Annotated in this window: 24 protein-coding genes and 3 pseudogenes; 6 read left to right on the plus strand and 21 right to left on the minus strand. The window is 59.2% G+C overall.

All coding sequences use genetic code 11. From position 1 onward, the window contains the following. Positions 1-5 precede the first annotated feature (5 nt). Positions 6-1,535 (minus strand): amino acid ABC transporter permease/ATP-binding protein, encoded by a 1,530-nt coding sequence (locus QD461_RS17605; protein WP_414088903.1) that lies wholly within the window; start codon positions 1,533-1,535, stop codon positions 6-8. A 67-nt stretch (positions 1,536-1,602) separates the two neighbouring features. Further along, positions 1,603-2,436 (minus strand): ABC transporter substrate-binding protein, encoded by an 834-nt coding sequence (locus tag QD461_RS17610; protein ID WP_414088904.1) that lies wholly within the window; start codon positions 2,434-2,436, stop codon positions 1,603-1,605. Between the two features lie 224 nt (positions 2,437-2,660). Between QD461_RS17610 and QD461_RS17615 the strand changes: the two genes are divergently transcribed. Then, entirely contained in the window at positions 2,661-3,758 is a 1,098-nt protein-coding gene (locus tag QD461_RS17615) for a LacI family DNA-binding transcriptional regulator (protein ID WP_414089020.1), read from the plus strand. A gap of 285 nt (positions 3,759-4,043) precedes the next feature. Here the strand turns inward: QD461_RS17615 and QD461_RS17620 are convergent. Further along, a pseudogene (locus tag QD461_RS17620) lies at positions 4,044-4,520 on the minus strand (sulfate ABC transporter permease subunit CysW); the annotation flags it as partial. After that, positions 4,517-4,822: pseudogene (locus tag QD461_RS17625) on the minus strand (ABC transporter permease subunit); the annotation flags it as partial. The pseudogenes QD461_RS17620 and QD461_RS17625, both read right to left, overlap by 4 nt. A gap of 67 nt (positions 4,823-4,889) precedes the next feature. Between QD461_RS17625 and QD461_RS17630 the strand changes: the two are divergent. The 4 genes and pseudogenes from QD461_RS17630 to QD461_RS17645 form a co-directional block, all read left to right on the plus strand. Further along, complete coding sequence (locus QD461_RS17630; RefSeq protein ID WP_414088905.1) at positions 4,890-5,120, plus strand: hypothetical protein; 231 nt, start codon at positions 4,890-4,892, stop codon at positions 5,118-5,120. Further along, positions 5,114-5,338, plus strand: a complete 225-nt coding sequence (locus QD461_RS17635) for a hypothetical protein (RefSeq protein ID WP_414088906.1) — start codon at positions 5,114-5,116, stop codon at positions 5,336-5,338. The genes QD461_RS17630 and QD461_RS17635 overlap by 7 nt, the downstream gene beginning before the upstream one ends. Positions 5,339-5,516: 178 nt before the next feature. Next, positions 5,517-5,747 (plus strand): helix-turn-helix transcriptional regulator, encoded by a 231-nt coding sequence (locus tag QD461_RS17640; RefSeq protein WP_414088907.1) that lies wholly within the window; start codon positions 5,517-5,519, stop codon positions 5,745-5,747. Then, a pseudogene (locus QD461_RS17645) lies at positions 5,744-5,858 on the plus strand (HipA N-terminal domain-containing protein); the annotation flags it as partial. The gene QD461_RS17640 and the pseudogene QD461_RS17645, both read left to right, overlap by 4 nt. Before the next feature lie 576 nt (positions 5,859-6,434). Here the strand turns inward: QD461_RS17645 and QD461_RS17650 are convergent. The 12 genes from QD461_RS17650 to QD461_RS17705 all read right to left on the minus strand — a co-directional run bounded on the left by QD461_RS17650 (position 6,435) and on the right by QD461_RS17705 (position 18,295). Next, on the minus strand, positions 6,435-7,805 hold the full coding sequence (locus QD461_RS17650) for an amidase (RefSeq protein WP_414088908.1): 1,371 nt from the start codon (positions 7,803-7,805) through the stop codon (positions 6,435-6,437). Then, entirely contained in the window at positions 7,805-9,040 is a 1,236-nt protein-coding gene (locus tag QD461_RS17655) for an ABC transporter substrate-binding protein (protein ID WP_414088909.1), read from the minus strand. The genes QD461_RS17650 and QD461_RS17655 overlap by 1 nt, the downstream gene beginning before the upstream one ends. Before the next feature lie 16 nt (positions 9,041-9,056). Then, positions 9,057-10,115, minus strand: coding sequence for a CobW family GTP-binding protein (locus tag QD461_RS17660; protein ID WP_414088910.1), 1,059 nt, complete (start codon positions 10,113-10,115; stop codon positions 9,057-9,059). Then, on the minus strand, positions 10,105-10,437 hold the full coding sequence (locus QD461_RS17665) for a hypothetical protein (protein WP_414088911.1): 333 nt from the start codon (positions 10,435-10,437) through the stop codon (positions 10,105-10,107). The genes QD461_RS17660 and QD461_RS17665 overlap by 11 nt, the downstream gene beginning before the upstream one ends. A 51-nt stretch (positions 10,438-10,488) precedes the next feature. Beyond that, complete coding sequence (locus QD461_RS17670) at positions 10,489-11,370, minus strand: polysaccharide deacetylase family protein (protein WP_414088912.1); 882 nt, start codon at positions 11,368-11,370, stop codon at positions 10,489-10,491. A gap of 32 nt (positions 11,371-11,402) precedes the next feature. After that, a complete protein-coding gene (locus QD461_RS17675) occupies positions 11,403-12,506 on the minus strand; it encodes an ABC transporter ATP-binding protein (RefSeq protein ID WP_414088913.1) in 1,104 nt (367 codons plus the stop codon). Positions 12,507-12,584: 78 nt separating this feature from the next. Further along, entirely contained in the window at positions 12,585-13,817 is a 1,233-nt protein-coding gene (locus QD461_RS17680; protein ID WP_414088914.1) for an ABC transporter substrate-binding protein, read from the minus strand. Between the two features lie 90 nt (positions 13,818-13,907). Then, entirely contained in the window at positions 13,908-14,675 is a 768-nt protein-coding gene (locus QD461_RS17685) for an SDR family NAD(P)-dependent oxidoreductase (protein WP_414088915.1), read from the minus strand. Positions 14,676-14,688: 13 nt separating this feature from the next. Continuing rightward, positions 14,689-15,432: an SDR family NAD(P)-dependent oxidoreductase gene (locus QD461_RS17690; RefSeq protein ID WP_414088916.1), complete on the minus strand. Its 744-nt coding sequence runs from the start codon at positions 15,430-15,432 to the stop codon at positions 14,689-14,691. Then, positions 15,429-16,274 (minus strand): ABC transporter permease, encoded by an 846-nt coding sequence (locus QD461_RS17695; RefSeq protein ID WP_414088917.1) that lies wholly within the window; start codon positions 16,272-16,274, stop codon positions 15,429-15,431. Before QD461_RS17695 ends, QD461_RS17690 begins: the two co-directional genes overlap by 4 nt. A 2-nt stretch (positions 16,275-16,276) precedes the next feature. Then, positions 16,277-17,176, minus strand: coding sequence for an ABC transporter permease (locus QD461_RS17700; RefSeq protein ID WP_414088918.1), 900 nt, complete (start codon positions 17,174-17,176; stop codon positions 16,277-16,279). A gap of 45 nt (positions 17,177-17,221) precedes the next feature. Beyond that, positions 17,222-18,295: an ABC transporter ATP-binding protein gene (locus QD461_RS17705; RefSeq protein WP_414089021.1), complete on the minus strand. Its 1,074-nt coding sequence runs from the start codon at positions 18,293-18,295 to the stop codon at positions 17,222-17,224. 541 nt (positions 18,296-18,836) lie between these two features. On the opposite strand from QD461_RS17705, the gene QD461_RS17710 reads away from it, so the two are divergent. Continuing rightward, a complete protein-coding gene (locus QD461_RS17710; RefSeq protein ID WP_414089022.1) occupies positions 18,837-19,847 on the plus strand; it encodes a GntR family transcriptional regulator in 1,011 nt (336 codons plus the stop codon). Positions 19,848-19,922: 75 nt separating this feature from the next. Here QD461_RS17710 and QD461_RS17715 read toward each other — a convergent pair whose 3' ends face one another. From QD461_RS17715 to QD461_RS17735, 5 genes are read right to left on the minus strand one after another with little or no spacing between them, the layout of a single operon-like run. Continuing rightward, on the minus strand, positions 19,923-20,894 hold the full coding sequence (locus tag QD461_RS17715; RefSeq protein WP_414088919.1) for a biotin-dependent carboxyltransferase family protein: 972 nt from the start codon (positions 20,892-20,894) through the stop codon (positions 19,923-19,925). Continuing rightward, positions 20,884-21,759: a 5-oxoprolinase subunit B family protein gene (locus tag QD461_RS17720; RefSeq protein ID WP_414088920.1), complete on the minus strand. Its 876-nt coding sequence runs from the start codon at positions 21,757-21,759 to the stop codon at positions 20,884-20,886. The genes QD461_RS17715 and QD461_RS17720 overlap by 11 nt, the downstream gene beginning before the upstream one ends. Beyond that, on the minus strand, positions 21,759-23,144 hold the full coding sequence (locus tag QD461_RS17725) for an acetyl-CoA carboxylase biotin carboxylase subunit (RefSeq protein WP_414088921.1): 1,386 nt from the start codon (positions 23,142-23,144) through the stop codon (positions 21,759-21,761). Before QD461_RS17725 ends, QD461_RS17720 begins: the two co-directional genes overlap by 1 nt. Continuing rightward, positions 23,141-23,383, minus strand: a complete 243-nt coding sequence (locus QD461_RS17730; protein ID WP_414088922.1) for an acetyl-CoA carboxylase — start codon at positions 23,381-23,383, stop codon at positions 23,141-23,143. Before QD461_RS17730 ends, QD461_RS17725 begins: the two co-directional genes overlap by 4 nt. Beyond that, positions 23,370-24,176: a 5-oxoprolinase subunit PxpA gene (locus QD461_RS17735; protein WP_414088923.1), complete on the minus strand. Its 807-nt coding sequence runs from the start codon at positions 24,174-24,176 to the stop codon at positions 23,370-23,372. The genes QD461_RS17730 and QD461_RS17735 overlap by 14 nt, the downstream gene beginning before the upstream one ends. Positions 24,177-24,214: the final 38 nt, after the last annotated feature.

Genomic DNA, 24,214 nt, shown 5'->3' on the forward strand with positions numbered 1-24,214 from the left:
TCCAATCACAGGACCTCCGCGAGGAAGCGCTTCAGCCGATCACTTTGCGGATTGTCGAAGATCTGATCCGGTGGGCCGACCTCGACAATGCGGCCCTCGTCCATGAAGACGACCTGGTCGGCAACCTTGCGGGCAAAGCCCATCTCGTGGGTTACCACCGCCATGGTCATGCCTTGGCGCCCGAGATTGGCCATCAGATCAAGTACGCCCTTGACCAGTTCCGGATCGAGCGCGCTTGTCACCTCGTCGAAGAGGACAACTTCTGGGTCCATGGCGAGGGCGCGGGCGATAGCGACACGCTGCTGCTGGCCGCCAGAGAGACCGGCGGGGCGGTGATCCTGGCGTCCGGCAAGGCCCACCTCCGCCAGGCGAGCCTCGGCGATGCGGCGGGCTTCGCGCTTTGGCATCCTTTTGATCTTCGTCAGTGAGAGCATGACGTTTTCCAGCGCGGTATGATCTGGAAACAGGTTGAAGTGCTGGAACACCATGCCGACGCGACGGCGAAGGCTCTCCGGCTTCATCAACAGGATGCTTTCGCCATCGAGCGCGATGTCGCCCCGCTTCGGCTCCACAAGACGGTTGAGGCAACGCAGCAATGTCGACTTGCCCGAGCCGGAAGGGCCGATGATGCAGGTTACCGTACCGCGCCCGATATCCAGGTCGATGCCCTTCAGGACTTCGAGGTCGCCATAGGCCATACTGAGATCGCGGATTTTCACGGCGCCTCCCTTGAAGCGCACAGCCTTGGTCTCACCGGTTGCCGGATCGATAGATGCAGCGGCGAGTTCGCCGACCTCGACAAGGCCGCTGGTCGTGCCGCTGCTACGGCCCTGACGGCCGAGGCGCAGACGCGCATCGATGTAATTGACGAGGTGCGTCAGCGGAACGGTGATCACCAGATAGAAAATGCCAGCCAACAGGAGCGGCGAGAGGTTTCCGGTGACGACGGCCTGGTCCTGGCCGACACGGAAGATTTCGCGCTCGGACGCCAGAAGGCCAAGGAAATAGACAAGGCTCGAATCCTTGACGTTGCCGATGAACTGATTCACGAGCGCTGGAAGAACGCGCCGGACCCCCTGCGGGATGATGATCAATCGCATCCCCTGCCCATAACTCATGCTGAGCGCCCGGCAGGCTTCCAGTTGGCCTCGCTCGACACTCTGAATGCCGGACCGAAAGATTTCGCCGATATAAGCACCTGCGATCAAGCTGAGTGCGATGATCCCAAGTGGAAAAGGTGATGGACCGAATAGTTCGCGTCCAACGCGCGCAAAGCCTTGGCCAATGATGAGAATTGTCACAATCGCCGGCAAACCGCGAAAGATGTCGGTATACATACGCGCCGGCAGACGCAGCCAACGAGACTGCGAGATGCCCATCACGGCCAGTATCATCCCGATGATGACGCCGAGCACAGTGGAAGCCGCTGCCAGGATCAATGTATTTTTCAGTCCGACCGAGATCATGCTCGGCAAGACTTCAGCCATCGCATCCCAGTCAAGAAAGCTGCGACGGAGGTTCTCAAGCCAGTCCATTCAATTCCCCTTGAAACTCTCAGGCGGTCTATTGCCGCCGTCCGGCACGCCGGGCGGCGGCGTTGCCTTACTTCTTGGGAAGATATTGATCGGGCATCGGCGAACCGGGGAACCACTTCTCATAAAGCGTCTTCCAGGTGCCGTCCTGCATCGCTTCGTTGAGCGCCTTGTTCAGCGCCAGTCGAAAGGCGTCGTTGCCCTTGTGGACGACGAAACCCGCAGGGGCGTCAAACGAGGGAATGTTGACCGCAATTTTCAGAGACTTATATCGCTCGCCGTATTGTTTTGCGGCTTCGTAGTCGAGGAAATGCGCATCGATAGTACCGTTGTTCAATGCCGCGACGGCCGAATTATTGTCGGGGAACTTGACGAGATCCGTGCCGGCAAAATTCTTGGTGGCATAAACCTCCTGAAGCGTGCCCTGAACAACGCCCAGACGCTTTCCCTTCAGACCATTCGCGTCCTTGATAGAAGCATCCGAGGTCAGAACCGAAAGATAGCCGGCGAGATAGCCATCCGAGAAGTCGACTGTCTTCTTACGTGCCTCGGTGGTTCCAATAGCAGCGACGGCGACATCAAATCGCTGGTTTGCAACCGACGGCAACAGCGCCGAGAACTCTTGGCCGGTAAACGTAACCTTGTCCTTGGGGAAACCAATCCGCGAGGCAACGTTCAGGAAAAGCTCGATATCGAAGCCGGTAAACTTCCCGTCTGCAGTGGTGAAGGTGTAGGGCTTGGAATCGCCCATCGTCCCGACGCTGATAACGGTCGGATCAACGAGGTTATATGGGTTTTCGGCCGCTAGAGCAGATACGGCACCTGTGGCGAGGCCTATCGCAACGCCGATCACGGCAGCGCGAATTCGATTAAGTTGAAAATCAATCAGGCTGGGTAGGTTCATTTTATCATTCTCCTCTGGCGGTTTCGTTCGCGATTTTCAGTCGCAGTGGTCCCATCCGGACTGTCGCGCAAGCGCGCGTCCGGCCCCTGCAGTCGCATGCTGGTATCAAGCGCATTTTCTTTGCGAGACCGGTCTCTTTTTAAAATGAGACCGGTCTCTTGTAGTTTTACCAATTGATATCTTCGCATTTGCAACTCGTCAATATCTCTTGTAAAGCTGCTTTCATGGACCCAACGACACGCCGGAAAACCTCTGCAACCGTTGCTGACGTCGCTCGCGAGGCCGGCGTCTCCAAAGCCACGGCGGCACGGGTTTTGGGCGGATACGGAACTGTCAGCGACCGAGTAAGAGAGGCCGTCACTGCTGCTGCTCGGACCTTGGATTACCGACCAAACGAGCTAGCTCGCAGCATGACAACCGGCCGCTCTGGAACCATTGGAGTCGTGGTTGGTGATATTGAAAACCCATTTTTTAGTCTTGCGGTCCGGGGCATCACGGACGTCGCAAGACAAGCGGGTTTCACGGTGATCCTCACCAACTCGGGAGAAGACGTGTCGGCGGAGAAGGCAGCGGTGAAAACACTGCTAGCTAAGCGCGTCGACGGGTTGATCGTTTCGCCCGCAAAGGAAAGCGACGTGGAGCATCTTCGCGATGTTGCACGTTCCGGGCGGCCGCTGGCGCTCCTCGACCGCGGTATTGACGGTTTCGATGTCGATACAGCAATTGTCGACGATCGGCATGCCGCAGAAGGTGTCACTCGTCAGTTGATCGAACTTGGGCATCGCCACATCGCCTATCTGACGGCATGCGACACGAATGACCACCGCTTTCGGCAGCTCAGCGACATCAACACAGGGTCAGTGCGTAGGCGAATTGAAGGCTACTTGGAGGTCTGTCGCAGAGCTGGTCTTCCTCCAATGGAGCAATGGGTCCACATGGGAGCCTCGACGCCTGAGCGAGCACGTCAGATTTCCGCGCAAATGCTTGGCGCGACGGATCGTCCGACAGCTATCATCGCGTCCGACAGCCTGATTGGTTTGGAAGTCTTCAAGATCGCGCGGATGATGGGTATTTCAATTCCGGGCGATTTGTCTCTGATATCTTTCCACGATGCCGACTGGACAGCAGTGACCTCCCCGCCGGTTACTGTTGTCAGTCAACCAGTGTATCCCCTTGGGGAAGCGGTCGCGAAGTTGCTGATCGAGCGATTGGATGGATCAGTCACATCAACCCGGCGGATAGTCCTTCAGACTGAGGTCATCTCGCGGGCTTCAGTAGGTATGGCGCCCATAGCAAGCACTTGGCGGATGGACGGTCGGTGAGAGTGCCCACGCCCTGGTGCCACCATTTCCAGGTTTCTACCTCTATGTACCCTCGTACGACCAGATGCCGGGCACGATGCGAGCGCTTAGTGATTTTCTGGTAGACCGCCGGAAACAACTAACCGGAGATTTCCGCAATGGTGTTCCATAGGAAATCAAAAATTCACATGCGAAAGGGAAGGTTGGCTGGATCCTGATGAAAAACTCGGATCTGCGCGATCACTGACTGCTGCGGTGCTGTTACTCGGCTTGTTGCCAAGCGAGCCGCGCATTCGTCGATTCAAGCGCAGCCTCTTCAAGATCGCGACCCTGTGCCTGCATCAACGGGATCGATTCACGCGCGACAAAGGGCGCTGTGACAAACAGCGCGGCAAGGATGATGCCCGGAACGGCGAAGGGGATCTTGATCCCATGATCTTCGAGCATTGGACCCAATACGCCTTGCAGGCCATACACGAAAAGATCGGCAACACCCGCGACGATCGGCGACACCGAGAATGGTGCTTCGATCACCACAAGCAGAAGCCGCTTGCCCCAGAAATCGAACTTGGTGATCGCCCATACCGCAGCGATGCCAAAGACCGTGTTGACTGGAACGGCGATAAGCGCGGTTACCACCGTCAGTATGACGGTGGTAACGGTATCGGGATGAAAGATGGCAACAGCTTATACTTGTAAATCCTTCGAAAATGCGTCGACAGCGATAACAACAAGCGGTGCCAGAATGAGGAGCCCCGCCAGGATTGGCACGATGGCAATCAGGCCGCGCTGATAGACCGGTTGGTCGCCGCGAGCATAACGAAAGCGGCGAAAAGCAGCACGGAAGCAATAGCGGCAGCGGCCACGTAGTCATATTCCTCCAGCCGAATGAAAATCAGCAGCGAGGTGATCTCCGTCGACATCCGGCGGTTGCCAGCAATGAAGATGATCCCGCCGAACTCTCTGAGGCAGCGGGAGAAAAACAGCGATAGGCCGGCGAGGAGCGCCGGCATGAGAAGCGGCAATATTACCTTGCGGAAAATCTCCCAATCGGAACCGTCGAGCGATTGTGCCGCCTCCGGCAATTATTCCAGCGGCACGGCCTCGACCGAGCTGGCGGAAGCGTTCGACCTGGTCGAGCAGGCAGAAGCGATGCTGGAGGCGGTCGCGACCGGAACTGATTTTCGTTTCCGTCTGGAGTTTCGATTCATGAATTTTATCATTCAGCCCAATCGCTATGCCCTTTCAATTGCCGTCATTGCGGCAGGCTTCCTGCTGATGGAAACCGCGCCGTCGTTCTGGCCACCCATCTACCAAAACGCGCGCGCGTCGCCATCTTGGTCATGTTTTTCGGGTTTGCGCTTGGCGATCAGGCGATGCTGACCCACACCAAACAATCGCCCGCGAAATTCGGCGAGATCCGCATGACTTCGACCACCGAACAGCGCCAGAAGCCGATGACCGCCGATCAGACCCTGGAAATGAAGAGGGCTAAGATGCTATTGCTGGCGGGATCAAAACCGTCGGCCATGGTGGACGCGATAGTGTCGCACCGGCATCCAGCGTATCGGGGGAAGCTGGATCGGACTCCGATGTTGTGATTTAGTCTGCAAGGCTCTCAGCAGGATAGAAACCGCTGCCATTCCCAATTTGCGGGCCATAACTCCCAATCGGCCGAGGTTTCCCGGCACCGCATCGACTTTATTTGAATTTCCCGATCGGAAGTTTTCCAGACACAGATGATTCGGCGCCGGTGATTTTCCCGATCGGGAAATAAAGATGGCAAAACAAATCAGAAGTCCAGCCGATATCGGCGCCCTAGTACGCAGCGCACGCAAGGAGCAAAACTTGCGACAGGACGAGCTTGCCGGGGTCTCTGGAGTTGGCCTCAGGTTCATTGTGGACCTCGAAGCCGGCAAGCCGACAGCTCAGATAGGAAAGGTTTTGCAGGTTCTGCAAACGCTGGGTTGTTCGATTGATATTCTGGCCCCTGGTGAACGTAGAAAATGACAGTTAGGGTTCTCAATGTCTGGTGGGGTGGCCGCATTGTCGGGCAATTCACCCAAGGTAAGCATGGCGATATCGGCTTTGCATACGCTGAAGCTTGGCTTGATGACGAAAGCTGGATGGCTTGTCGATTTCTCCCCGACCATATTGGACGCGCAGCAAACCACCCTTTGCCCGCATCGCGTTCTATATTGGCTAAGGAAAATTCTATGGCCGTTTCCGAGGCGAGTTCAATGAGCGCCAGCACAAGGTTGCCTCTTGTATGCTCAGAGAAGGGATCGAAGACTTCAAGGGTGGGTTGAGCGCCGAAAACTATATTTCGATCACAGGAACCTCCCGCGCGACTGCGACATGCGACCTCGGGAATATGGTGGAGAAGGGAGCAATGAGCCGGGGCGGAGAGCGGAGCCATACGCGATACAGATTGAACATGCCCGAAGCGAAGAAATAAAAAAGTGCATTAGACCGCCTCTCATGAGCGGACGTCACCTTAATTTCACGGCTCCAAACTGCACAGATTGTGCGCTGCATGGCCCATCTTCCCTCGAAACATCTATCTTTTCGTCGTTCCCTCCATAAGAGGCCATCAGCGCGAATGATCCAGCAGACACCCTCGTAAACCGCCAAACGGATCGAAAGGTGGAAATCCAGTCAAACAAGTGGAAAGGAACGGGCCGGGACACGGCGACGCTAGGTGCTACCCGCGACGATCTCCTCTAGCGCGGACGCTCCCCCGAGCAGCCGCTCATCGTCATTCTTTAATGCCGACAGCAAGAAGCCGACGGGCATACCGCTCTCGCCCGTGCCGCAAGGTAGGGATACACCGCACCAATCGAGAAAATTGCCGATCAGGGTATTGCGCAGGGTTCTGCCATTGATCTTTACAAATAGCTCGTCGTCGGCCTCCAGCGGAGCAAGCAAGGGTGCGACATGGGCAACTGTCGGATAGGCAATAAACTCGTTCGGTCCGAGCAACTCAGCGGCCTCCTTGATCAATTGCTCACGCGCTTTAAGCGTTTCTAAGTAGCCGACCAAAGTGATCTTCTCGCCAAGGCGGGTCCGGGCGACAACACGCCGATCCATGGCTTCGGCTTCTGGGCCGGCCAAACGGCGGTGATGCAGCGCAAACGCTTCGGCCGTTGCCAGCGCCCCGTATTCGGCCATGAGCTGAAAGATCCTTTCGAACGACGGGAAAGAAGCCCGTCGAACCTTGACGCCCGCGACACTCAACCGGGCCAGCGCGGCTTCGAAAGCGTCAACCACCCCATCCTCCGCATTGTCCATGACGATGTTGGTCGGCACGACGATGGAGAGCGCCGCAAGTTCGGCACGTTGGACGTTGGCTGTGAAGCGCCCACGCATCGCGGCGTCAACCCAGATGGCATCTTGGACGCTGCGGCAGAGCGGACCAAGGGAGTCGAGGCTCGTCGCCAAGGGAAACACACCTTGCATGCTATACCGTCCCCGGCTCGCCTTGTATCCAACAAGGCCATTGAAGGCCGACGGTATCCGCACCGAGCCACCAGTATCCGTGCCGATCGATACGGGCACTAGGCCTGCCGCGACAGCAACGGCAGAACCGGAAGACGAACCGCCTGGAATGCGGGCGGCATCGCAAGTCAGGGGATTGAGCGGCGTCCCGTAATGTGGGTTCAGACCAAGCCCGGAAAACGCAAATTCGCTCATATTGACGCGCCCGAGAGAAATCATACCGGCCGCGCTCAGCGCCTTGATGACATCGGCGTCCTCTTGAGCGGGTTGAGCATCTGCAAGGACGATCGATCCGGCTGTCGTCGGCAGGCCGGCGATGGCGAATAGATCCTTCCAGGCCACGGGGATGCCATCCAACAGCCCGCGCGAGCGTCCCTCCCGAAGCCGCCTGGAGGACGCCGCCGCTTCCTGCCTCGCACGCTGCTCAAGGACCCGCGTAAAGATCGCCTGATCCTTGTGAGACAAGATTGCATCCAGGCTCTCCTCCACCAATGCAATTGGGTCGAGGTTGCCTGACTGAATGAGAACAGACAGCTGCGCGATGGAATTCCCAAGATATTTCTGGATCATTAGCCCTGCTCTCCCCTGCCACCGACAAGTTGCATCCAGCGGCGAACCAGATAATTGTGCTCATCCATGGTCGTATTCCAAACGGCAATGCAATTGGCGCGCTGCCAATAGGATCCACCACTGCGCGTCGATCCCTTTGTAATTCTGACCTGGCCATCCGGGCCAGGCAGGTCCTCCTTTGCTGCGACACCTTCATACCAATAGTCCCATTCGGGCTCAGTCATGAACTGGCGGGAGCGTTGCGGCGTCGAAATGTAATAACCCTGCCTTGCCACCATGGCGCCTGGCCAACCGGAAATCCACCAGTTCAAATAGTCGTAGGCAACATCGAGCAGTCGACCGCTCAGGTGTTTCGAAAGGCACAGGCCGCCATGCCAAGCACGATAACCTTCCGCTGGAACGGCCTGCTCGACGGGAGAACCCCTCGAGTTCAGGATACCGATACCAGGCGACCACATGCTCTGAACGCTCGTCTCGCCGGCGATCATCAGCCGCGCCGCGTCCTCCGCGGTTTTCCAGAAGTCTCGGAAGAAGCCGGCCTTCTTGCGCTCTTCCAGAATATCGATCAACTGATCGATTTCCTGGGTCGACATATTGCCAATATCATCGAACGACATGAGGCCTGTGGCCTGAGCCGCAAGCGCCGCATCGAAGATGCCGATCGCCGGCTCGTCCACCAGTGCTACCCTGCCCGCCCAGCGCTCATCGAGAAGCGCGCCCCATGTATGCATGCCGGCACCGTTCGGCGCCAAATCGGTCCGATAGGCGAAACTGTCGAAGTTATGCGTGGTCGGCAGCATCGAGATGAAGCGCGACGGTGTATCGCCAAGTGCTAGATTGGGCTGAACAAACAGCTTGCGCGCGGGAACATCACCAAGCCCCATTCGCGGATTGGGGCCGATATGGCCGGTCTTCGTCAGATCGTTGACCTCATCCCAAAGCACGATGCGGTGCGTGTCGATGGGCTGAATCGCACGCCAATGCCAGACGATATCGAGATTGTGGAAGCACTGATCGTAGACGTCGTAGGTTTCAGGCTCGCGAGCAGCCTTATACTGCGTGGTCAGGAAATCGTTGTTGTCGAATGTCACGTCGATGTCGAGGTCTTCCTGCGCTCGCAAGCGCAGCTCCTCCAGCAACGAGATCGCCGTGCCGAGAATGCGCAGCCGCGGCCGGCCGGCCAGATGCAAGGCGGGAACAGCCAGGTTTTTTGTCACGGGTTGATGCTTGTTCATGGGGATACCGGTTGTTTCAACGCGCAGCGACGATCGGGAAGTATGCAGCGGGCGGCACCTGCGACATGTGCGCCAGTGTGAAAGCTTCGAAGGAACGTTTCAAGCATGCGCCGTCGAGCCCATCCAGGATGAAGACCAGGCGCGAGCTGCGGTCCTCAGAAGGCCAGCGGTCCATATGCACAGGTGTATGCACTAGATGCTGGACACCATGAACGGCAACGGGGCATTCCTCGCCCCTGAGGTTGAGGATACCCTTCACCCGCAGCAGACGCTCCCCATGCCGATTGAGCAGCATGGTTAACCAAAGCCCGAACGCCGTCCAGTCGACGGGCCTGTCGATGCTAAGCGAAATCGAGGAAATGGCCGCATGGTGCGGCGCTCCGTCCGACGAGACGAGTTGCATCGGCTCCTCGCAGTAAAAGCCGCTTGGCGACAGGCTGCCACGTAATAAGGGACTGCCTCGAACGGCGACAAGCGAGGAGAGATCGAGATCGACCGCAGTCAGGATCGGGGCATCGGGATTCAATCCGCGAAGGCGAGCTCGAAGGGCCTCTTCCTCGGCGCCCGCGCCAAGATCGGTCTTGGTGATGATCAGCCGATCAGCGACTGCTACCTGCCTGTTGGATTCGATATAGGTGTCGAGCTGGCGCGATCCGTTCACGGCGTCGACTGTCGTGATCACATTGCCGGCGCAGAAATGATGCCGAAGCACGGGATCCGCCTTGATGGTCGACAGAACCGGAAATGGGTCGGCAAGGCCCGTGCTTTCGATGACGACACGCCGGAACGGCGGCACCAACCCGCACTCGCGTCGGGAATAAAGCTCTTTAAGTGCTGCTGCAAGCTCCCCGCGCACCGTACAGCAAACGCATCCGGAACGTAGCAGCACCATCTCGCCATCGACACTTTCGACGAGATCGTGGTCAAGCCCGATCTCGCCGAATTCGTTGATGAGCACTGCGGTATCGGCAAATGCGGGATCGTCAAGAATGCGCTTGAGTAGCGTCGTCTTGCCGGAGCCGAGGAAGCCTGTCAGCAAGTTGATCGGCAAAAAGCCGCTGGTCTCAATCGACATGTCGTGCCTCCATCCTGGCGATGAAGATATCGTCGAGCGGATCGCAAGGCCGGCCAACGAGACCTTCGGCCGCAGGCCAGAGGTGACCGAGATCCTCGATGATCTCGCTCCTGCCCGTGCGTGTCGATAGCACGAAGGACGCGCCTTGCCAGTCGCTGAGGACGAGACCGAAGCCCGAGAGCATCTCATTAGCGGCGCGCACCCGCTCGGCGCGTTCACGCCGCCGATCTACGCTGGCGTGGTTGCGCGTGAACACGCCTGGCCGCGCCACAGCGTCCGTCCAATGCTCATTGCCGCCGAGCACGCCGCACAGTGAACACATCGCCATCCGCCTCCTTAAGAATTGATGCTCCCGATCTTTCAAGCTAGCCCGCTATTTCTGTCTCGGAAAGCGGGCAGCGAAATCGTCGGCGATCTCATTCATGGTGGCGAACTTCACGCCGGGATGCTTGATCATGTGTGCATAAAGCCGCTCCAGCATCATCAGCACCTGAGGACGGCCGGCGACGTCGGGATGGATGGTGATCGGGAAGACGGCGTAGTCCATTTCACGATAGACCCAATCGAACTGGTCACGCCACATCTGCTCGATATGGTGCGGGTTAACGAAGCCGTGGCTGTTTGGGGATTTCTTGATGAACATCATCGGCGGCAGATCGTCGAGATACCAGGATGCCGGAATTTCGATCAGATCGGTTTCCTGGCCGCGCTTCAACGGCACCATCCAATCTGACGGCCTGCGGGAATAGTCGATCTTCGTCCAACTGTCGCCGACACGCACATAATAGGGCGTGAAATCATTATGCATCAGCGAATGGTCGTACTTGATACCGCGCTCCAGAAGCAGCTCGTTTGTCACATTGGAGAATTCCCACCACGGAGCGACATAGCCGGTCGGGCGCTTGCCGGAAAGCTTGGTGACCAGCGCAATGCATTTGTCAAGAATCTCGGTTTCTTGCTCGCGCGTCATGGCGATCGGATTTTCGTGGCTGTAGCCATGGATGCCGATTTCATGGCCGGCATCGGCCACCGCCTGCATCTGCTCGGGAAAGGTCTCGATCGAGTGGCCGGGAATGAACCAAGTCGTCTTGATGCCGAAGCGTTCGAAGAGCTTCACCAGACGCGGGCTACCGACTTCGCCGGCAAAGAGCCCTCTCGAAATATCGTCGGGCGAATCCTCGCCGCCATATGAGCCGAGCCAGCCGGCGACGGCATCGACGTCGACGCCAAAACTGCACAAGATTTCCTTTGCCATGGGATGACCTCCTCTAATCGCGTTTTCTATGATCAGTGAGCTGGGATGACGGTCGCGTCGGCCGGATCCCAGGTAAGCATGACCTCGGCGCCCACGGGAAAGGCGCCGGGCCGGTATTTGTCGACGTGCGCTTCCAGTGCCAGGCCGCGGCCGTCGGGCAGGCTGATGCCGATCTGCGAGATATGTCCGACCACGTCGAAACGCTCGACACGGGCGCCGACCACGTTGCCACCGAAAGCTCCGGTCAGATTTTCGCGCGTCGTGCCGCCTGTCGGATGAACCTCGATCGCCTCCGAAGGAATGACGATGTTGACCCTGCTGGAAAGGCCACCATTAGCGCAGCCCGACAAAGTGCCGAAGGATGTGGAGACGAATGTGCTGTCGGCCTTCGTGCCGGCAACTTCGCCTTCGAAGATAGTGTTGCGGCCGATGAACTGCGCCACGAATGGCGTGTTCGGGCGTGTGTAGAGTTGATGCGGCGGGCTGATCTGCTCTACCCTGCCCTGGTTCATCACTACAATCCGATCGGATAGCGCCAGTGCCTCCGACTGGGCATGAGTGACAAAGACGAAGGTCACGCCGAGGCTCTTCTGAAGGAGCTTTAGCTCGTTCTGGATCGCCTTGCGCAGATTGGCATCGAGCGCGCCCAGCGGCTCGTCGAGAAGCAGCAAATCTGGCTCGACCACGAGGCCGCGGGCAAGCGCGATGCGCTGGCGCTGGCCGCCAGAGAGCTTGTCCGGCTTGCGCTCGGCTATATCTTCCAACCCAAGGGTCGCCAGAATACGGTCGACCCGCGCATCCCGTTCGACCTTTGCCATGCCCTTGACCTCGAGACCGTATCCGACATTCCGTCGGACGGTCATATGAGGAAACAGCGCATAATTCTGGAAAATCATGGACGTCGGCCGCCTCTGCGGCCTGACATCGTTCATGCGCGCACCCTTGATCATCATATCGCCGGAGGAGATGCTTTCGAAGCCAGCGATCATGCGAAGCGTCGTCGTCTTGCCGCAGCCCGATGGGCCGAGGAAGGCGATGAACTCGCCCTTCCTGATCGAAAGATTGAAGTCGATGACGGCTGGCGTGCCATTGTCATAGACCTTGCCGACATTGATGAGTTCCAAATCATACGTCACGAGAGATCTCCGGGCGTGTAGGAGGAGGCGGACATCGCCTCCCCGCATTGCTGGGAATGGGTGGCGGACGCCACCAGATCACGCATTGAGGAATTCATCCCACTTCTGAACGAGATGGTCGTATTCATCCGGCCACTGATGCCAGTAGGCGACGTTCTTGGCACGTTCCGCCAGCGAGCCACCATCACGCAGATCGCCTTCCTTGATGCCGCGCTCGGAGGCACCGACCCACGGCTTACCCTCGTACCAGAAAGCATATTTGTGTGGCGCCATGACCTTTTCGATATTGGTCGAGGGTGAGTAATAACCCTGCTCGGAAACAGTGATGCCGGGCTCGCCGGAGAGCCAATAGTCGGCATAGGCGATAACGGCTTCCTTGTTCTGCGTGCCTGCGATCATCGACGGGCCGATCGCCCAACCGCGATAACCCTCCTTCGGCACGGCGTATTTGCAGGCCTTGCCCTGCGCTTTGACTGCCATGACGGCCGGCTGCCAGGCATCGCAGACGACCATCTCGCCCGACGCCATCAGGTTGACCAGTTCGCCGAAATCGCCCCACAGGGCGCGGAATTGCCCATCCTTCTTTTTCGACACGAGGAATTTTGCCGCCTCGTCGATTTCGACCGTCGTCGGGTTGGCCGGGTTCTTAACCTTCGAAAGTCCCAGCGTATTCATCGCCATGATCGCCTGACCGAAGGCGATCAGCGGATCGGTATTGAGGCCGGACTTGCCCTTGAACTTCGGATCGAAGATGGCCGCCCAGGTATTGGCTTCCTCGGCCGACAGGACATCGGGATTGTAGCCGATGGAGTCGTAGTTATAGACCGCAGGCACCATGTTCAGCGTCGTCTTGGCCTCATCGGCCCAGATCTGGCCGACGATCTGCTGCTTCGCGTCCCATTTGGCGGAGGGTGTCGTGAACGTATCGCGGATATTGGCCCAGTTCTTCAGAGAGGCGGCCGGGATCGGCTCGACATTGTTGGTCATGACGATCGACGGCAGCCGCTCGGCAATGATCTCCCAGCAATCATAGTCCTTGGAACCGGAAAGGATCTTGGTCTGCGCATCCGGAAAGGTCGCCGCGGTACCAGAAGTCTGGCCGACGCCGCTTGCCTTACGGAATTCATCCAGGATACGCTCCTGAACCGTGACCGAAAGGCCGATCGTGCGCAGCTGTTCCTTGGCGAGACCGGCGGCCTGCGCGTATGCCGAGCGCGACGACAGGAACGGCGTGCCGCCGCCGATCGCGAGCGCCATGACGCCGGCGGAGTGCTTCAAGAGAGAGCGTCTGTTCATTTCCATTTTGGACATCTCATGTTCTCCAGTGCTGATTGCTGTTCCCTGTGCCCTTGTTGGGCCTGCTTCATTGCTTGCATCGCGCGGCTATCTAGCCGCTGCCGATCAGTACCGCCCCACGAGGAGGCCACCATCCACGACCAGAACCTGACCGGTCATGTATCTCGCGCTGTTCGACGCGAGGAATGCGATCACGTCGGCGATGTCTTCCGGCTCGCCGAGCCGGCCCATCGGGATGAATTCGGCTGCCATTTCCGCGCCTGCAGGACCGAGCGAATTTTCTTCCGAAAGAAGCTGGGCGGTGCGGATATAGCCCGGCGCAATGGCGTTGACCCTGATTCCGTCCTTCGCCAGCTCAACGGCGAGCCCGCGCACCAGCCCGACGACACCGGATTTCGCCGCCGAGTAATGGACATGCTCGTCCCATCCATAGGCGACACCCATGATCGAGGAGAGGGCGACGACGCTTCCCGATCTGCGGGCACGCATGCCAGGCACAGCGGCGCGCACCAGCTTGAAGATACCCTTCAGATCGACATCCATTGTCAGGTCCCATTTGTCGTCAGTAAGCTCACTGAGCGGCGTACGATGGGCGATGCCGGCGTTGGCGACGATGACGTCAATCTTGCCGAGGCGCGCCTCGACATTGGCAACGAGCTTGTTCGCGGCATCCGTCGAGCGAACGTCGTAGAGACGAAACTCCGCGGAGCCCCCGGCGATGAGAATGTCGCGGACGATCTGCTCGCCTTCTTTTTCGAGGATGTCGGTGACGACGACATGGTCGCCGAGTGCTGCAAAAGCCCTCGCGGTCGCCTGGCCGATACCGATGCCTGCGCCCGTGACGATGACCACCCGCTTTTCTAAACTGTCCATTTGCGTGTCTCCTTCAGAGCATCACATCGCCGGAATTCGGCCCGAGCGTCTGGCCAACGAAGAGGCTCGCTGCCGGCGACGCCAGGAAAGCCACGGTTGCGGCCACCTCTTCGGGCTCGCCGAAGCGGCCGAGCGGCAGTTCGCGCTTCTTGCGTTCGCGCCATTCTTCTGAAAGACCGAGCACCAGCGGCGTATTGATCGGCCCCGGCGCCACGGCATTGACCCGCACGCCGCGGCTCGAAACCTCGCGAGCCAGTGCCTTCGTCATGCCGATGATCGCGGCCTTGGCACCGGAGTAATGAACCAGCTCGATGCCGCCGATCTGTCCGAGCTGGGAGGCGACGTTGACGATGATGCCCTCGCCGAGCGCCAGCATCGACGGTATGACGGCCTTGGTCATCAGGAAGGTGCCGCGGACATGCACGGCAAACATCCGGTCAAAATCCTCAAGTTCAAGGTTTTCGAATGCCGCCTGATGGGCGATGCCGGCATTGTTGACGAGAAGGGCGACGTCGCCGTGCAAGGTCTTCGCGGCGGCATGAATAACCGCCACGTCCTCGGGCCGCGCGACGTCGCCGGCGATCGCGGTCGCCGCACCGCCCGCCTTGATGATATCGGAGGCAACCGCCTCAGCCCGTTGCCCGCAGAGATCGTTGACCAGAACCGCATAGCCGTCTGCCGCAAGGCGCAGCGCGATGGCGCGGCCGATACCGGAGCCGGAGCCAGTGACGATGGCGGAAAGCCTCTGCGGCATCATGCGTCCTCCTGGATGCGGACACGCTTGGCACGGCGAACCGAAAGACCCATCAGGATCGCGTAGGTGCCGAGGAGCGCGAAGGAAAACAGCGTCGTCAGTACTCCGAAGGCGAAGACGTTCGGATGCACCTCGACCGAGAAGGTGCCGTAAATCGCAAGCGGCAAAGTCAGCTCGCGGCCTGAGGCAAACAGGGTGCGCGAAAACTCGTCATAGGAGAGCGTGAAGGCAAACAGCATGGCCGAAAGCACGCCCGGAAAGATCAGCGGGAACGTGACCTTGCGGAAGGTACGTGCCGGGGTAACGCCGAGCGACCAGGAGGCTTCCTCCATGCTCGGATCGAACCGGTTGAAGATCGCAAGCATGACAAGGAAGGCGAAGGGGAAGGTGTAGACGACGTGCAGGACAAAGGCAGTGCTCCACCAATGGCGGTCGATGCCGAAGGTATTGGCGACAAGGGCCATGCCGAGACCGACGAGCACGCCCGGCACCATCATGCCGAGAACGATCAGATAGAAGGCCACGCCAGAGCCACGGAACTTCCGGCGAAAGGCCTGCGCGGACATGACGCCGAGCACGGTCGAGACGATCATGGTCATCAGCGCCAGAAAAAGCGAGCGGATCAGCGCCTGGTCGATCGGTAGGGGCGCGATGCGCGAGGGCGGCGTCAGGCCGAAGAGATGCCTGTACCAGTAGGTCGACCATTCGATGATCGGAAATTGCGGACCGCCCTCCGGGCCGGTCTGGAACGACAGGATCGCCAGGACGACAAGCGGTCCGTAGAGAAAGATGAGAAAGAGGGTCGTATAGACGCCCAGGCCGAGCTTGATGCCTCCAGCATTCATGATCAGAGCTCCTTTCTGAGGTCGACGACCTTGAGCAGGGCGGCGACAACAGCGCCCATGATGATCGTCAGGACAACGCCGGCGACGGCGGCAAAGGCCCATTTCAGAGAACCGACCTGGGTGACGATGATATTGCCCAGCAGATTGACCTTGCGGCCGGACAGGGCGGCGGACGTTGCGAACTCACCGAGAACCATAACCGAGACGAAGATGGCACCCACCACCACGCCCGGCATGGAAAGCGGCAGGATGATTGTGCGGAAGATGCGCCAGAAACCTGCACCGAGATCCTGCGCCGCCTCGATCACCGAAGCGTCGATGCGGCCCATCATAAAGGCGATCGGCCCCACCATGAACACGCAGTAGATCTGCGTCATGCCGATGATGACGGACAGCTCCGAAAACAGCAGCACTTCTATCGGGTGATGCACGATGCCGAACTTCATCAGGATCATGTTGATCGCACCCTCGGTGCCGAGCATCGGCCGCCAGGCAAGGACACGGATCAGGAAGGACGTCCAGAACGGAATGACACAGAGCACCAGCAGCACGGTCTGAAGCGTCTTGTTCTTGATAAGGAGCCCGACGAAGAGCGCCGCCGGATAGCCGACAAGGAGCGTCGATAGCAGCACCAGCAGCCAGATGCGGATGGTCGTCCAGAGCGCCCCGAGATAGGTAGCGCTTGTCAGGAAGGTGATCCAGCTCTGCAATGTCAGCGTCGGCTCGATCTTGAAGGTCGTCTGCGTCCAGAAGGAAACATAGACCATCATCAAGATCGGCAGGACGAGGAAGGCCACCATCCAGATCATGCCTGGCGCTAGCAGCCAGAGCGTCTTGCTCGACTTCCGGCGCACCGTTGGGCTTTCCTGCACGGCTTCCTCACTTGTCGCGATCATGGTCATATCTCGCTCTCCTTGGACGGTCCGCGCGGTTTCGAGGGGCTTGCATCAACCGAAGACAAGGGCGTCCTCCTTCTTCCAGACCAGCGCATAGCGGTCCTTCTCGACAAAAGCCGGCGGACGGGCGTGGCTGAGATGGGATTCGACTTCGAAGACGTGGCCACCATCGAGCGCAAAGAAGGAATTGACCGCCGCTCCGGAATATTCACTAGCGATGAAATCAGCCTCGATGCGCACCTCATCATCCGTGAACTCTGCGTCGCGGGGACGGATCGAAACGCGATCGTAGCGGATGGCATAGCCCGGGCGCGGTGCATTCCTGCGCGATCCATTTAGGGGAAAACGGCCGGATGGCCCGACGAAAGCGTCCTCGACGACATCGCCGGCGAAAAGGTTGTAGCAATTGAGAAAGCGGGCAACCGCTGCCGTCGCCGGCCGATTGTAGATGACATCGGACGCGGCTGCCTGTGCGATGCGGCCATGATCGAGCACGAGCACCAGATCTCCCATCGCCAAGGCTTCGCTTTCGCTGCCCGTGACATGCAGGAACGTCACGCCGCAGCGCTCGCGGATGATCTTGAGTTCGCTGCGCATACGGCCGCGCAGATTGGCATCGAGCGCACCGAGCGGCTCGTCCAGCAACACCATTTTCGGTTCAGTGACCAGCGTACGTGCCAGGGCGACGCGCTGGCGCTGACCGCCGGAAATTTGCGTGACGGCGCGATCGTCAAATCCCTTTAGGCCGACCAGCGACAGCATATCCTGAACCCTCTTTGCCAGGACACGCGCATCCGTCACCGGATCGACCTTGCGGTTGCACAGGCCAAAGGCAACGTTTTCGGCGACGGAAAGATGCGGGAACAGAGCGAAGTTCTGAAAGACGAAGCCGATACCGCGATCATGTGGTTCCACACCATCGAGCCGTTTGCCGTGAAAGAGGATCGACCCGGCATCCGGCTCTTCGAAGCCGGCAATAACGCGCAGCAGCGTCGTCTTGCCGGAGCCGCTCGGCCCGAGCAGCGAGATATAGGCATTGTTGGGCAAGGAGAAATCCACCCTGTCCAGCGCGGCTGACGCGCCATAGGACTTGGTGACTTGGCTGAGCTGAAGAACGGTCGACACCGATTTCCTACCAGTTTCCAGGCAAGGACCATCCTCCAGGCAAAGCACCGTCATCGCCGGGACCGTATCGGTCCAGACATCAGCCGTCGGTCTGCGCTCGCACATGATCACATGCGCGTCAAAGAGATGTTCCCTGGCGTTTCAAAGAGTTCCACCTACGGCGCTTCTGACGAGCGCCTTGATATAAAGAGCATTGCATAAACGATTTTTGTATTCAATAGACTTTTTCTGAAAGCTGAAATCTTTCAATCAGCCAAACTCGAACTAGCGGCAAGGAGGGTCCCGGCAGCGGGCGTCGGGAGTGCGAAATAGGCGCGAATATGGCGTTTCGCAGGCGATAAAGCCGCGATATGTCCGCTGGTAGATAGCCCGGCAGCAGGCGCCGACCCAATCCAATTGCTGACGGGCTCCGCAAAATCACCGATCAGAATTTCGAATTAAAACATATTTTGTATTCAATAGTCATTTATTTTTGCGCTTTGTTGGCGCGGCAAATCGCGTAAGAGTGAGGCATCAGAACGACGTGAGTCCATTGCATCAGATGACCGAAGACCGAGCGCGCCCCAATGCGCAAAAGCGCTACGAGATCGCCGAGGATGTTCTGCGCAGCAACATCGAAGACAACACGCTGCCGCAAGGCGTGGTGCTGCTCGAGGGGCCGATCGCCGATATCCTTCAGATTTCGCGCGCGCCCGTGCAAAGGGCGCTGCAGACGCTGGAAAGCGAAGGCTTGGTCCATCGTTTCGACGGACGCGGCTATCTTGTCGGCCCTGCAGGCCGGGGTATCGAACCGAACCGCACCGATATCAAGACGCTCGGCCTGACCATTCCACGCCACGCCGACGAGGCCCTGCAGAGCCGCTCCTCCTGGGAGCGCATCTACAATACCGTCGAGGCAGATGTCGCCGGCTGTGTCGTCTTCGGCCAATATCGCATTATCGAGATCGAGCTTGCCGATCATTTCAACGTCAGCCGCACCGTCGTGCGCGACGTATTGACTCGCCTGCGCGAACGCGGTCTCGTACGCAAGAACCAGTCGTCCCATTGGATCGCCGGTCCGCTGACGGCGCAGATGATCAAGGATCATTACGGGCTGCGCGGAATGCTGGAACCTCAGGCCCTGGTTGCCGGTGCCGGCCGGGTCGATCGAGAACGGCTGAACGATCTGTTTCTGCGCCTTTGCGACCTGGAGCGCCGCGAAGCGGCCGACGATCTTTCGCTGCAGGAAACCATTCATGCGGACTTCATCGACATCTGCATTCTGGCGACGCCGAACGAACGGCTGAGGGAATCCATCCGTAACAACCTGCTGCCGGTGTCGGCGACCGGACGACTGCTCAGGCGGCTCGGCCTGCCTGGTGACCTTGCTATCATCACCGAGTTGCGCCTGATCGTCGAACTGCTGTTGCGGGGTGCCGTGAAGGCTGCCGCGGCGATGATGGAGACCCATCTGGAGGCCTCCGTCAACCGTACAATCGCGCAAATGAAGATCGTCGCCATCATTCCCGGGCCTGGGGCGACGGCCGCCTATCTCACCCGCGTCCTTGAGTGAGGCCTRGGCAGGCTCGACCGTGTTCCATCCGTCGAGGAAACCTCGATTCGAGGTGGCGATCATCTGCCGCCCCTTCTAAGCCAGGGCCGCACGAAGGCGCGCAAGCAACGCCTGCCTGTCAGCGCGCGCCGCCAGCGCCTCATCCATCGTGACCTTCACGAACTGTGTTGGCGTATGTGGCTGCAACTGCGCTATCAGATCCATATCGGCCGAGATCACCGCTCCGAGCGTGAAATAGCCGCCACCGGAGACAGCATCACGATGCAGGATGATCGGCTCGGTTCCACCCGGCACCTGGATCGAACCATAGGGATAGCAGCTGTCGACGATATTAGAGGGGTCGGAGCCTGCGCCGAAAGGCTGTTTGCGGTCAACAAATTCAAGCTTGCGGCCGCCTCGGAACCGATATCCCATGCGATCGGCTTCCGGTGCCACCTTCCATTGATCGTCGAAAAAGTTGGCCTTCGCGACGTCCGTCAACCGATCCCAATAGAGCCCCGGCAACACCCTGAGCTCGGCCGGCGTCCCGGGTTTGCGACGCAGCTCTTCTGAAACCGACCGACCTGCCCTTGCCATCGAACCGGAACCGACAGGAAGCTCATCTCCGGCAGCGACCGCCCTGCCGCTCAGTCCGCCAAGCGTGCCAATCACATAGGTAGAGCGGCTGCCCAGAGCTTCGGGGACGTCGATGCCGCCCGATACGGCAATGCAAATCCGCGCCCCGGATTTGAGAAAGTCAAAGCTTACGACCTGCCCCACCTTGACCCTGAGTGCCGTCCATCCCGGCTGGGGCTGACCGTCGATCTTGACGGGCATGTCGGCGCCGGTCACCGCGATCAACGCATCACGCTGAAATTCGAGCTGGGGCCCCATGAAGACGGCTTCGAGCCCGGCGGCGCCCTCGTCATTGCCGACAAGTAGATTTGCCGCCCGCAGGGCATATCTGTCCATGGCGCCGCCGGCCGGGATGCCGAGATGGAAATAGCCGGGCCGTCCGAGATCCTGAATCGTGGTGGAAAGGCCGTGATGAAGAACCTTAATGGCCATATAGGGCAGCCTCCAGCTTGGCGTTGTAGCCGTCGATATCGGCCTGGTATTTTGTGAGATCAAAGCTGACCTCACGGATCGGCGGTGCGAAACGACCCTTGTCGACATCCTCGACCGCCTGGTCGTAACCGTCGCGGTCGATCGGCCGGAATTTTACGATGTCGCCGGGGCGAAAGAACACCATGAACTCACGCAGGTAACTCGTCGATTGCGTGGGATCGAAGATCGGCATCGGGGTGATGCCGAACATCTGATAGCCGCCTGCGCCGCGCACCGAATAGATGCAGCCGAAGCAGCCGCCATGTCCCACAGTCAGCCGCGGCGTGTCCGTTCGCGGGCGCAGATATTTCGGTACCTCGATCTGTCGCTGTCTCTCGACCATCTGATACATGAACGGCAGCCCGGCGACAAAGCCGACCATGGAGACGAACCACGGCGATCCGGAGTGGGCCGATATGAAATCCTCAACCGTGCCATAGCCGTTGACCCTGGCCGCATAATCGAGATCGGTGCCTGTCGGCTCCTGATGCCGCTCGCGGAAACGCATCAGAGTCTCATGTGTCCATGGATCGTTATAGAATACCGGGATTTCGACAATGCGGGTCGTAATGACCGGCTCTGCCGTTTCGGCTGCCCCCTCGATTGCCTTGATCTCGCGCAAGAGATCGTCCGGCTTGATCAGATCCGGATCGAACTTGATCTGGAAGGAGGCGTTGGCAGGGCAGATTTCTGTGATGCCCTTAATCACGCTCTCGCGCACGCCTTTGGTCATCGATAGGCTCTTGAAGAAAGCTTCGAGCGACATCTCGTCACTGCATTCGACGAAGAGATGCTCGTCCCCTCCGAACGTAAAGCGAGCTGGCATCAGGCAACCTCCGAGGCAATGCCATCGACCGCTGTGAATTCGGTCTCCAGCCAGTGTTCGAGAAAACGTGTGTGGAACGCGCCCTTACGTACCGACGGGTCGCGGGCGAGAGCCAGATGCAGCGGGATCGTTGTCGGCAAGCCTTCAATCGTCAGATTGGAAAGAGCTGCAGCTAACCTGTCGAGGCAGGTAATGCGATCCTCGGCCCAGACGATCAGCTTGCCGAGGAGGGAATCGTAAAAGGGCGGCACGGTATAGCCAGCATACAGCATCGTATCGAACCGAACGCCCTCGCCGTCTGGAATGGAGAGCCACGTGACTGTGCCTGGCGCCGGCAAAAAGCCCTCGGCCGGGTCCTCGGCATTGATCCGGCATTCGATGGCGTGGCCCTTCACCCGGATATCGGACTGCGACAGCGACAGGGGAGCGCCGCCTGCCACCTTGAACATCTCTTGCACCAGATCGATACCGGTGATCATTTCGGTCACCGGATGTTCCACCTGTATGCGGGTGTTGACTTCGATGAAGTAGAACTGGCCGTTATCCTCATCGTAGAGATACTCGACCGTGCCCGCGCCACGATACCCGACCTCGGCTGCAAGCGCGACAGCGCTGGCGCAAAGCCGCTGACGCAGGTCAGCCGGCAGAAGGAAGGCCTGCGCCTCCTCCCAGACCTTCTGACGGCGGCGCTGGAGCGAGCATTCGCGCTCGAAGCAATGTACGAAATTCTGCCCATCGCCAAAGATCTGCACCTCGATGTGGCGGGCGCGGGTGATGACTTTCTCCATGTAGAGGCCGCCATCGCCAAAAGCAGCCGCCGCCTCGGCCGAGGCGAGCAGAAACTGCTCCCTGAGTTCGGCCAGCGATTGCACGATGCGAATTCCACGTCCACCACCACCGGCTGCGGCCTTGATCATGGCAGGAAAACCAGTGCGCTCGGCAATCACCTCGGCAGCGGCGATACCGGCAATGCGGCCATCGCTTCCCGGCACAGTCGGCACGCCGGCGCGTGCGGCGATCGCGCGCGCCGCCACCTTGTCTCCGAGCAGCCGGATAGCCTCACCGCTCGGCCCGATGAAGATCATGCCTGCCGCCTCGACGGCGTCGGCAAAATCTCCGTTCTCGGACAGAAACCCATAGCCCGGATGGACAGCGTCGACGCCGGCCGAACGGGCAGCAGCGATGATCGCTTCTATGTTCAGGTAGGATTTCTTCGGCGCCGGAGAACCGATATTGATCGCCTCGTCCGCCAGCTTCACTGCAAGCATATCGGCATCGGCTGCACTATGGACCTGCACGGTACGGATGCCGAGCGCCTTGGCGGCTTTTATGATCCTGACGGCAATTTCACCGCGATTGGCAATGAGAACCGAACGGATCGTCATGGGTCCACCTCCGCAATGATCTGACCAGCCATGACGGGCTCTTCATTGTCAACGAGGAAGGTGATGTTCCTGCCGGCGAGCCCAGCCGGTATCTGCTGGAAGGTCTTCATGACCTCGATAAGGCCAATGGTATCGCTTACGGCGACGTCGTCTCCGTCAGCCTTGAAAGGCGGCGTGTCCGGAGAGGATGCCCGGTAGAATGTTCCCGGAAGGGGTGATCTGATTTCAAGTTTGCTCATGGGGCCTCCGCACGGCATCGTGGTTCAAAGTCTGAGAAACTGGCGCAATTCTGATGCCCTCGGCAACCAGAGCGTCGCGCATGTGACGCACGATATCGAGAGCGCCCAAAGTATCGGAATGAAGACAGATGGAATCGAACGCGATCGGAATATCTACGCCGTTGGCGGTTCGCACGACGCCCTCCGTGCAGGCTCTTACGACCTTGCGGGCAATCGCTTTGGGATCGGGACGCCCGACGTCTCGGGTAAAGACAATCCAGCCCGTGTCACCATAATCCCTATCGGCGTAGAATTCACGTACGACAGGTTGGCCGGCCTCTTGCGCTGCAAGACATGTTGCCGAACCATCCATGCAGAAGACGAATGTGTTCGGTGCTGCCGTGCGCATGTACTGCATGAAAATCCGTGAAAGCTCCGCGTTCGCCGCAAGCTCCATATAGAGAGCGCCGTGCGGCTTCACATGCTGAACCGGAACGCCATAACGTCGGGCAAATTCGCGCAATGCACCGACCTGATAGATCAGATCATTGATGATCTCACGGCTGGTGCCGTTGATTTTGCGCCGCCCGAAACCCTGGAGATCGTTGTAGCCGGGATGGGCTCCGACGGCGACACCATGAGCGGCGGCAATCCGGACCGTTTCATCCATGAGATTGGGATCGCCAGCGTGAAAGCCTGCCGCAATGTTGGCCGAACTGATGAGCGGGATCAGCTCCTCGTCCCGGGCATCGCCGATCCGCCATCGACCGAAGGCCTCGCCCATGTCGCAATTGATATCGACAGCTTCCTTCAAATGCCTTCCCTCGCAGTTACGTCCCTCCCGAGGACCGA

It is taken from the genome of Rhizobium sp. BR 314 (genome assembly GCF_047445805.1).
Lineage (GTDB): Bacteria > Pseudomonadota > Alphaproteobacteria > Rhizobiales > Rhizobiaceae > Rhizobium > Rhizobium lusitanum_B.

Excerpts from the sequence above, each read along its gene's own strand:
- QD461_RS17605 (WP_414088903.1), bottom strand. The coding sequence starts at position 1,535 with ATGGACTGGCTTGAGAACCTCCGTCGCAGCTTTCTTGACTGGGATGCG.
- QD461_RS17610 (WP_414088904.1), bottom strand. The coding sequence starts at position 2,436 with ATGAACCTACCCAGCCTGATTGATTTTCAACTTAATCGAATTCGCGCT.
- QD461_RS17615 (WP_414089020.1), top strand. The coding sequence starts at position 2,661 with ATGGACCCAACGACACGCCGGAAAACCTCTGCAACCGTTGCTGACGTC.
- QD461_RS17630 (WP_414088905.1), top strand. The coding sequence starts at position 4,890 with ATGCTGGAGGCGGTCGCGACCGGAACTGATTTTCGTTTCCGTCTGGAG.
- QD461_RS17635 (WP_414088906.1), top strand. The coding sequence starts at position 5,114 with ATGCTGACCCACACCAAACAATCGCCCGCGAAATTCGGCGAGATCCGC.
- QD461_RS17640 (WP_414088907.1), top strand. The coding sequence starts at position 5,517 with ATGGCAAAACAAATCAGAAGTCCAGCCGATATCGGCGCCCTAGTACGC.
- QD461_RS17650 (WP_414088908.1), bottom strand. The coding sequence starts at position 7,805 with ATGATCCAGAAATATCTTGGGAATTCCATCGCGCAGCTGTCTGTTCTC.
- QD461_RS17655 (WP_414088909.1), bottom strand. The coding sequence starts at position 9,040 with ATGAACAAGCATCAACCCGTGACAAAAAACCTGGCTGTTCCCGCCTTG.
- QD461_RS17660 (WP_414088910.1), bottom strand. The coding sequence starts at position 10,115 with ATGTCGATTGAGACCAGCGGCTTTTTGCCGATCAACTTGCTGACAGGC.
- QD461_RS17665 (WP_414088911.1), bottom strand. The coding sequence starts at position 10,437 with ATGTGTTCACTGTGCGGCGTGCTCGGCGGCAATGAGCATTGGACGGAC.
- QD461_RS17670 (WP_414088912.1), bottom strand. The coding sequence starts at position 11,370 with ATGGCAAAGGAAATCTTGTGCAGTTTTGGCGTCGACGTCGATGCCGTC.
- QD461_RS17680 (WP_414088914.1), bottom strand. The coding sequence starts at position 13,817 with ATGTCCAAAATGGAAATGAACAGACGCTCTCTCTTGAAGCACTCCGCC.
- QD461_RS17685 (WP_414088915.1), bottom strand. The coding sequence starts at position 14,675 with ATGGACAGTTTAGAAAAGCGGGTGGTCATCGTCACGGGCGCAGGCATC.
- QD461_RS17690 (WP_414088916.1), bottom strand. The coding sequence starts at position 15,432 with ATGATGCCGCAGAGGCTTTCCGCCATCGTCACTGGCTCCGGCTCCGGT.
- QD461_RS17695 (WP_414088917.1), bottom strand. The coding sequence starts at position 16,274 with ATGAATGCTGGAGGCATCAAGCTCGGCCTGGGCGTCTATACGACCCTC.
- QD461_RS17700 (WP_414088918.1), bottom strand. The coding sequence starts at position 17,176 with ATGACCATGATCGCGACAAGTGAGGAAGCCGTGCAGGAAAGCCCAACG.
- QD461_RS17710 (WP_414089022.1), top strand. The coding sequence starts at position 18,837 with ATGACCGAAGACCGAGCGCGCCCCAATGCGCAAAAGCGCTACGAGATC.
- QD461_RS17715 (WP_414088919.1), bottom strand. The coding sequence starts at position 20,894 with ATGGCCATTAAGGTTCTTCATCACGGCCTTTCCACCACGATTCAGGAT.
- QD461_RS17720 (WP_414088920.1), bottom strand. The coding sequence starts at position 21,759 with ATGCCAGCTCGCTTTACGTTCGGAGGGGACGAGCATCTCTTCGTCGAA.
- QD461_RS17725 (WP_414088921.1), bottom strand. The coding sequence starts at position 23,144 with ATGACGATCCGTTCGGTTCTCATTGCCAATCGCGGTGAAATTGCCGTC.
- QD461_RS17730 (WP_414088922.1), bottom strand. The coding sequence starts at position 23,383 with ATGAGCAAACTTGAAATCAGATCACCCCTTCCGGGAACATTCTACCGG.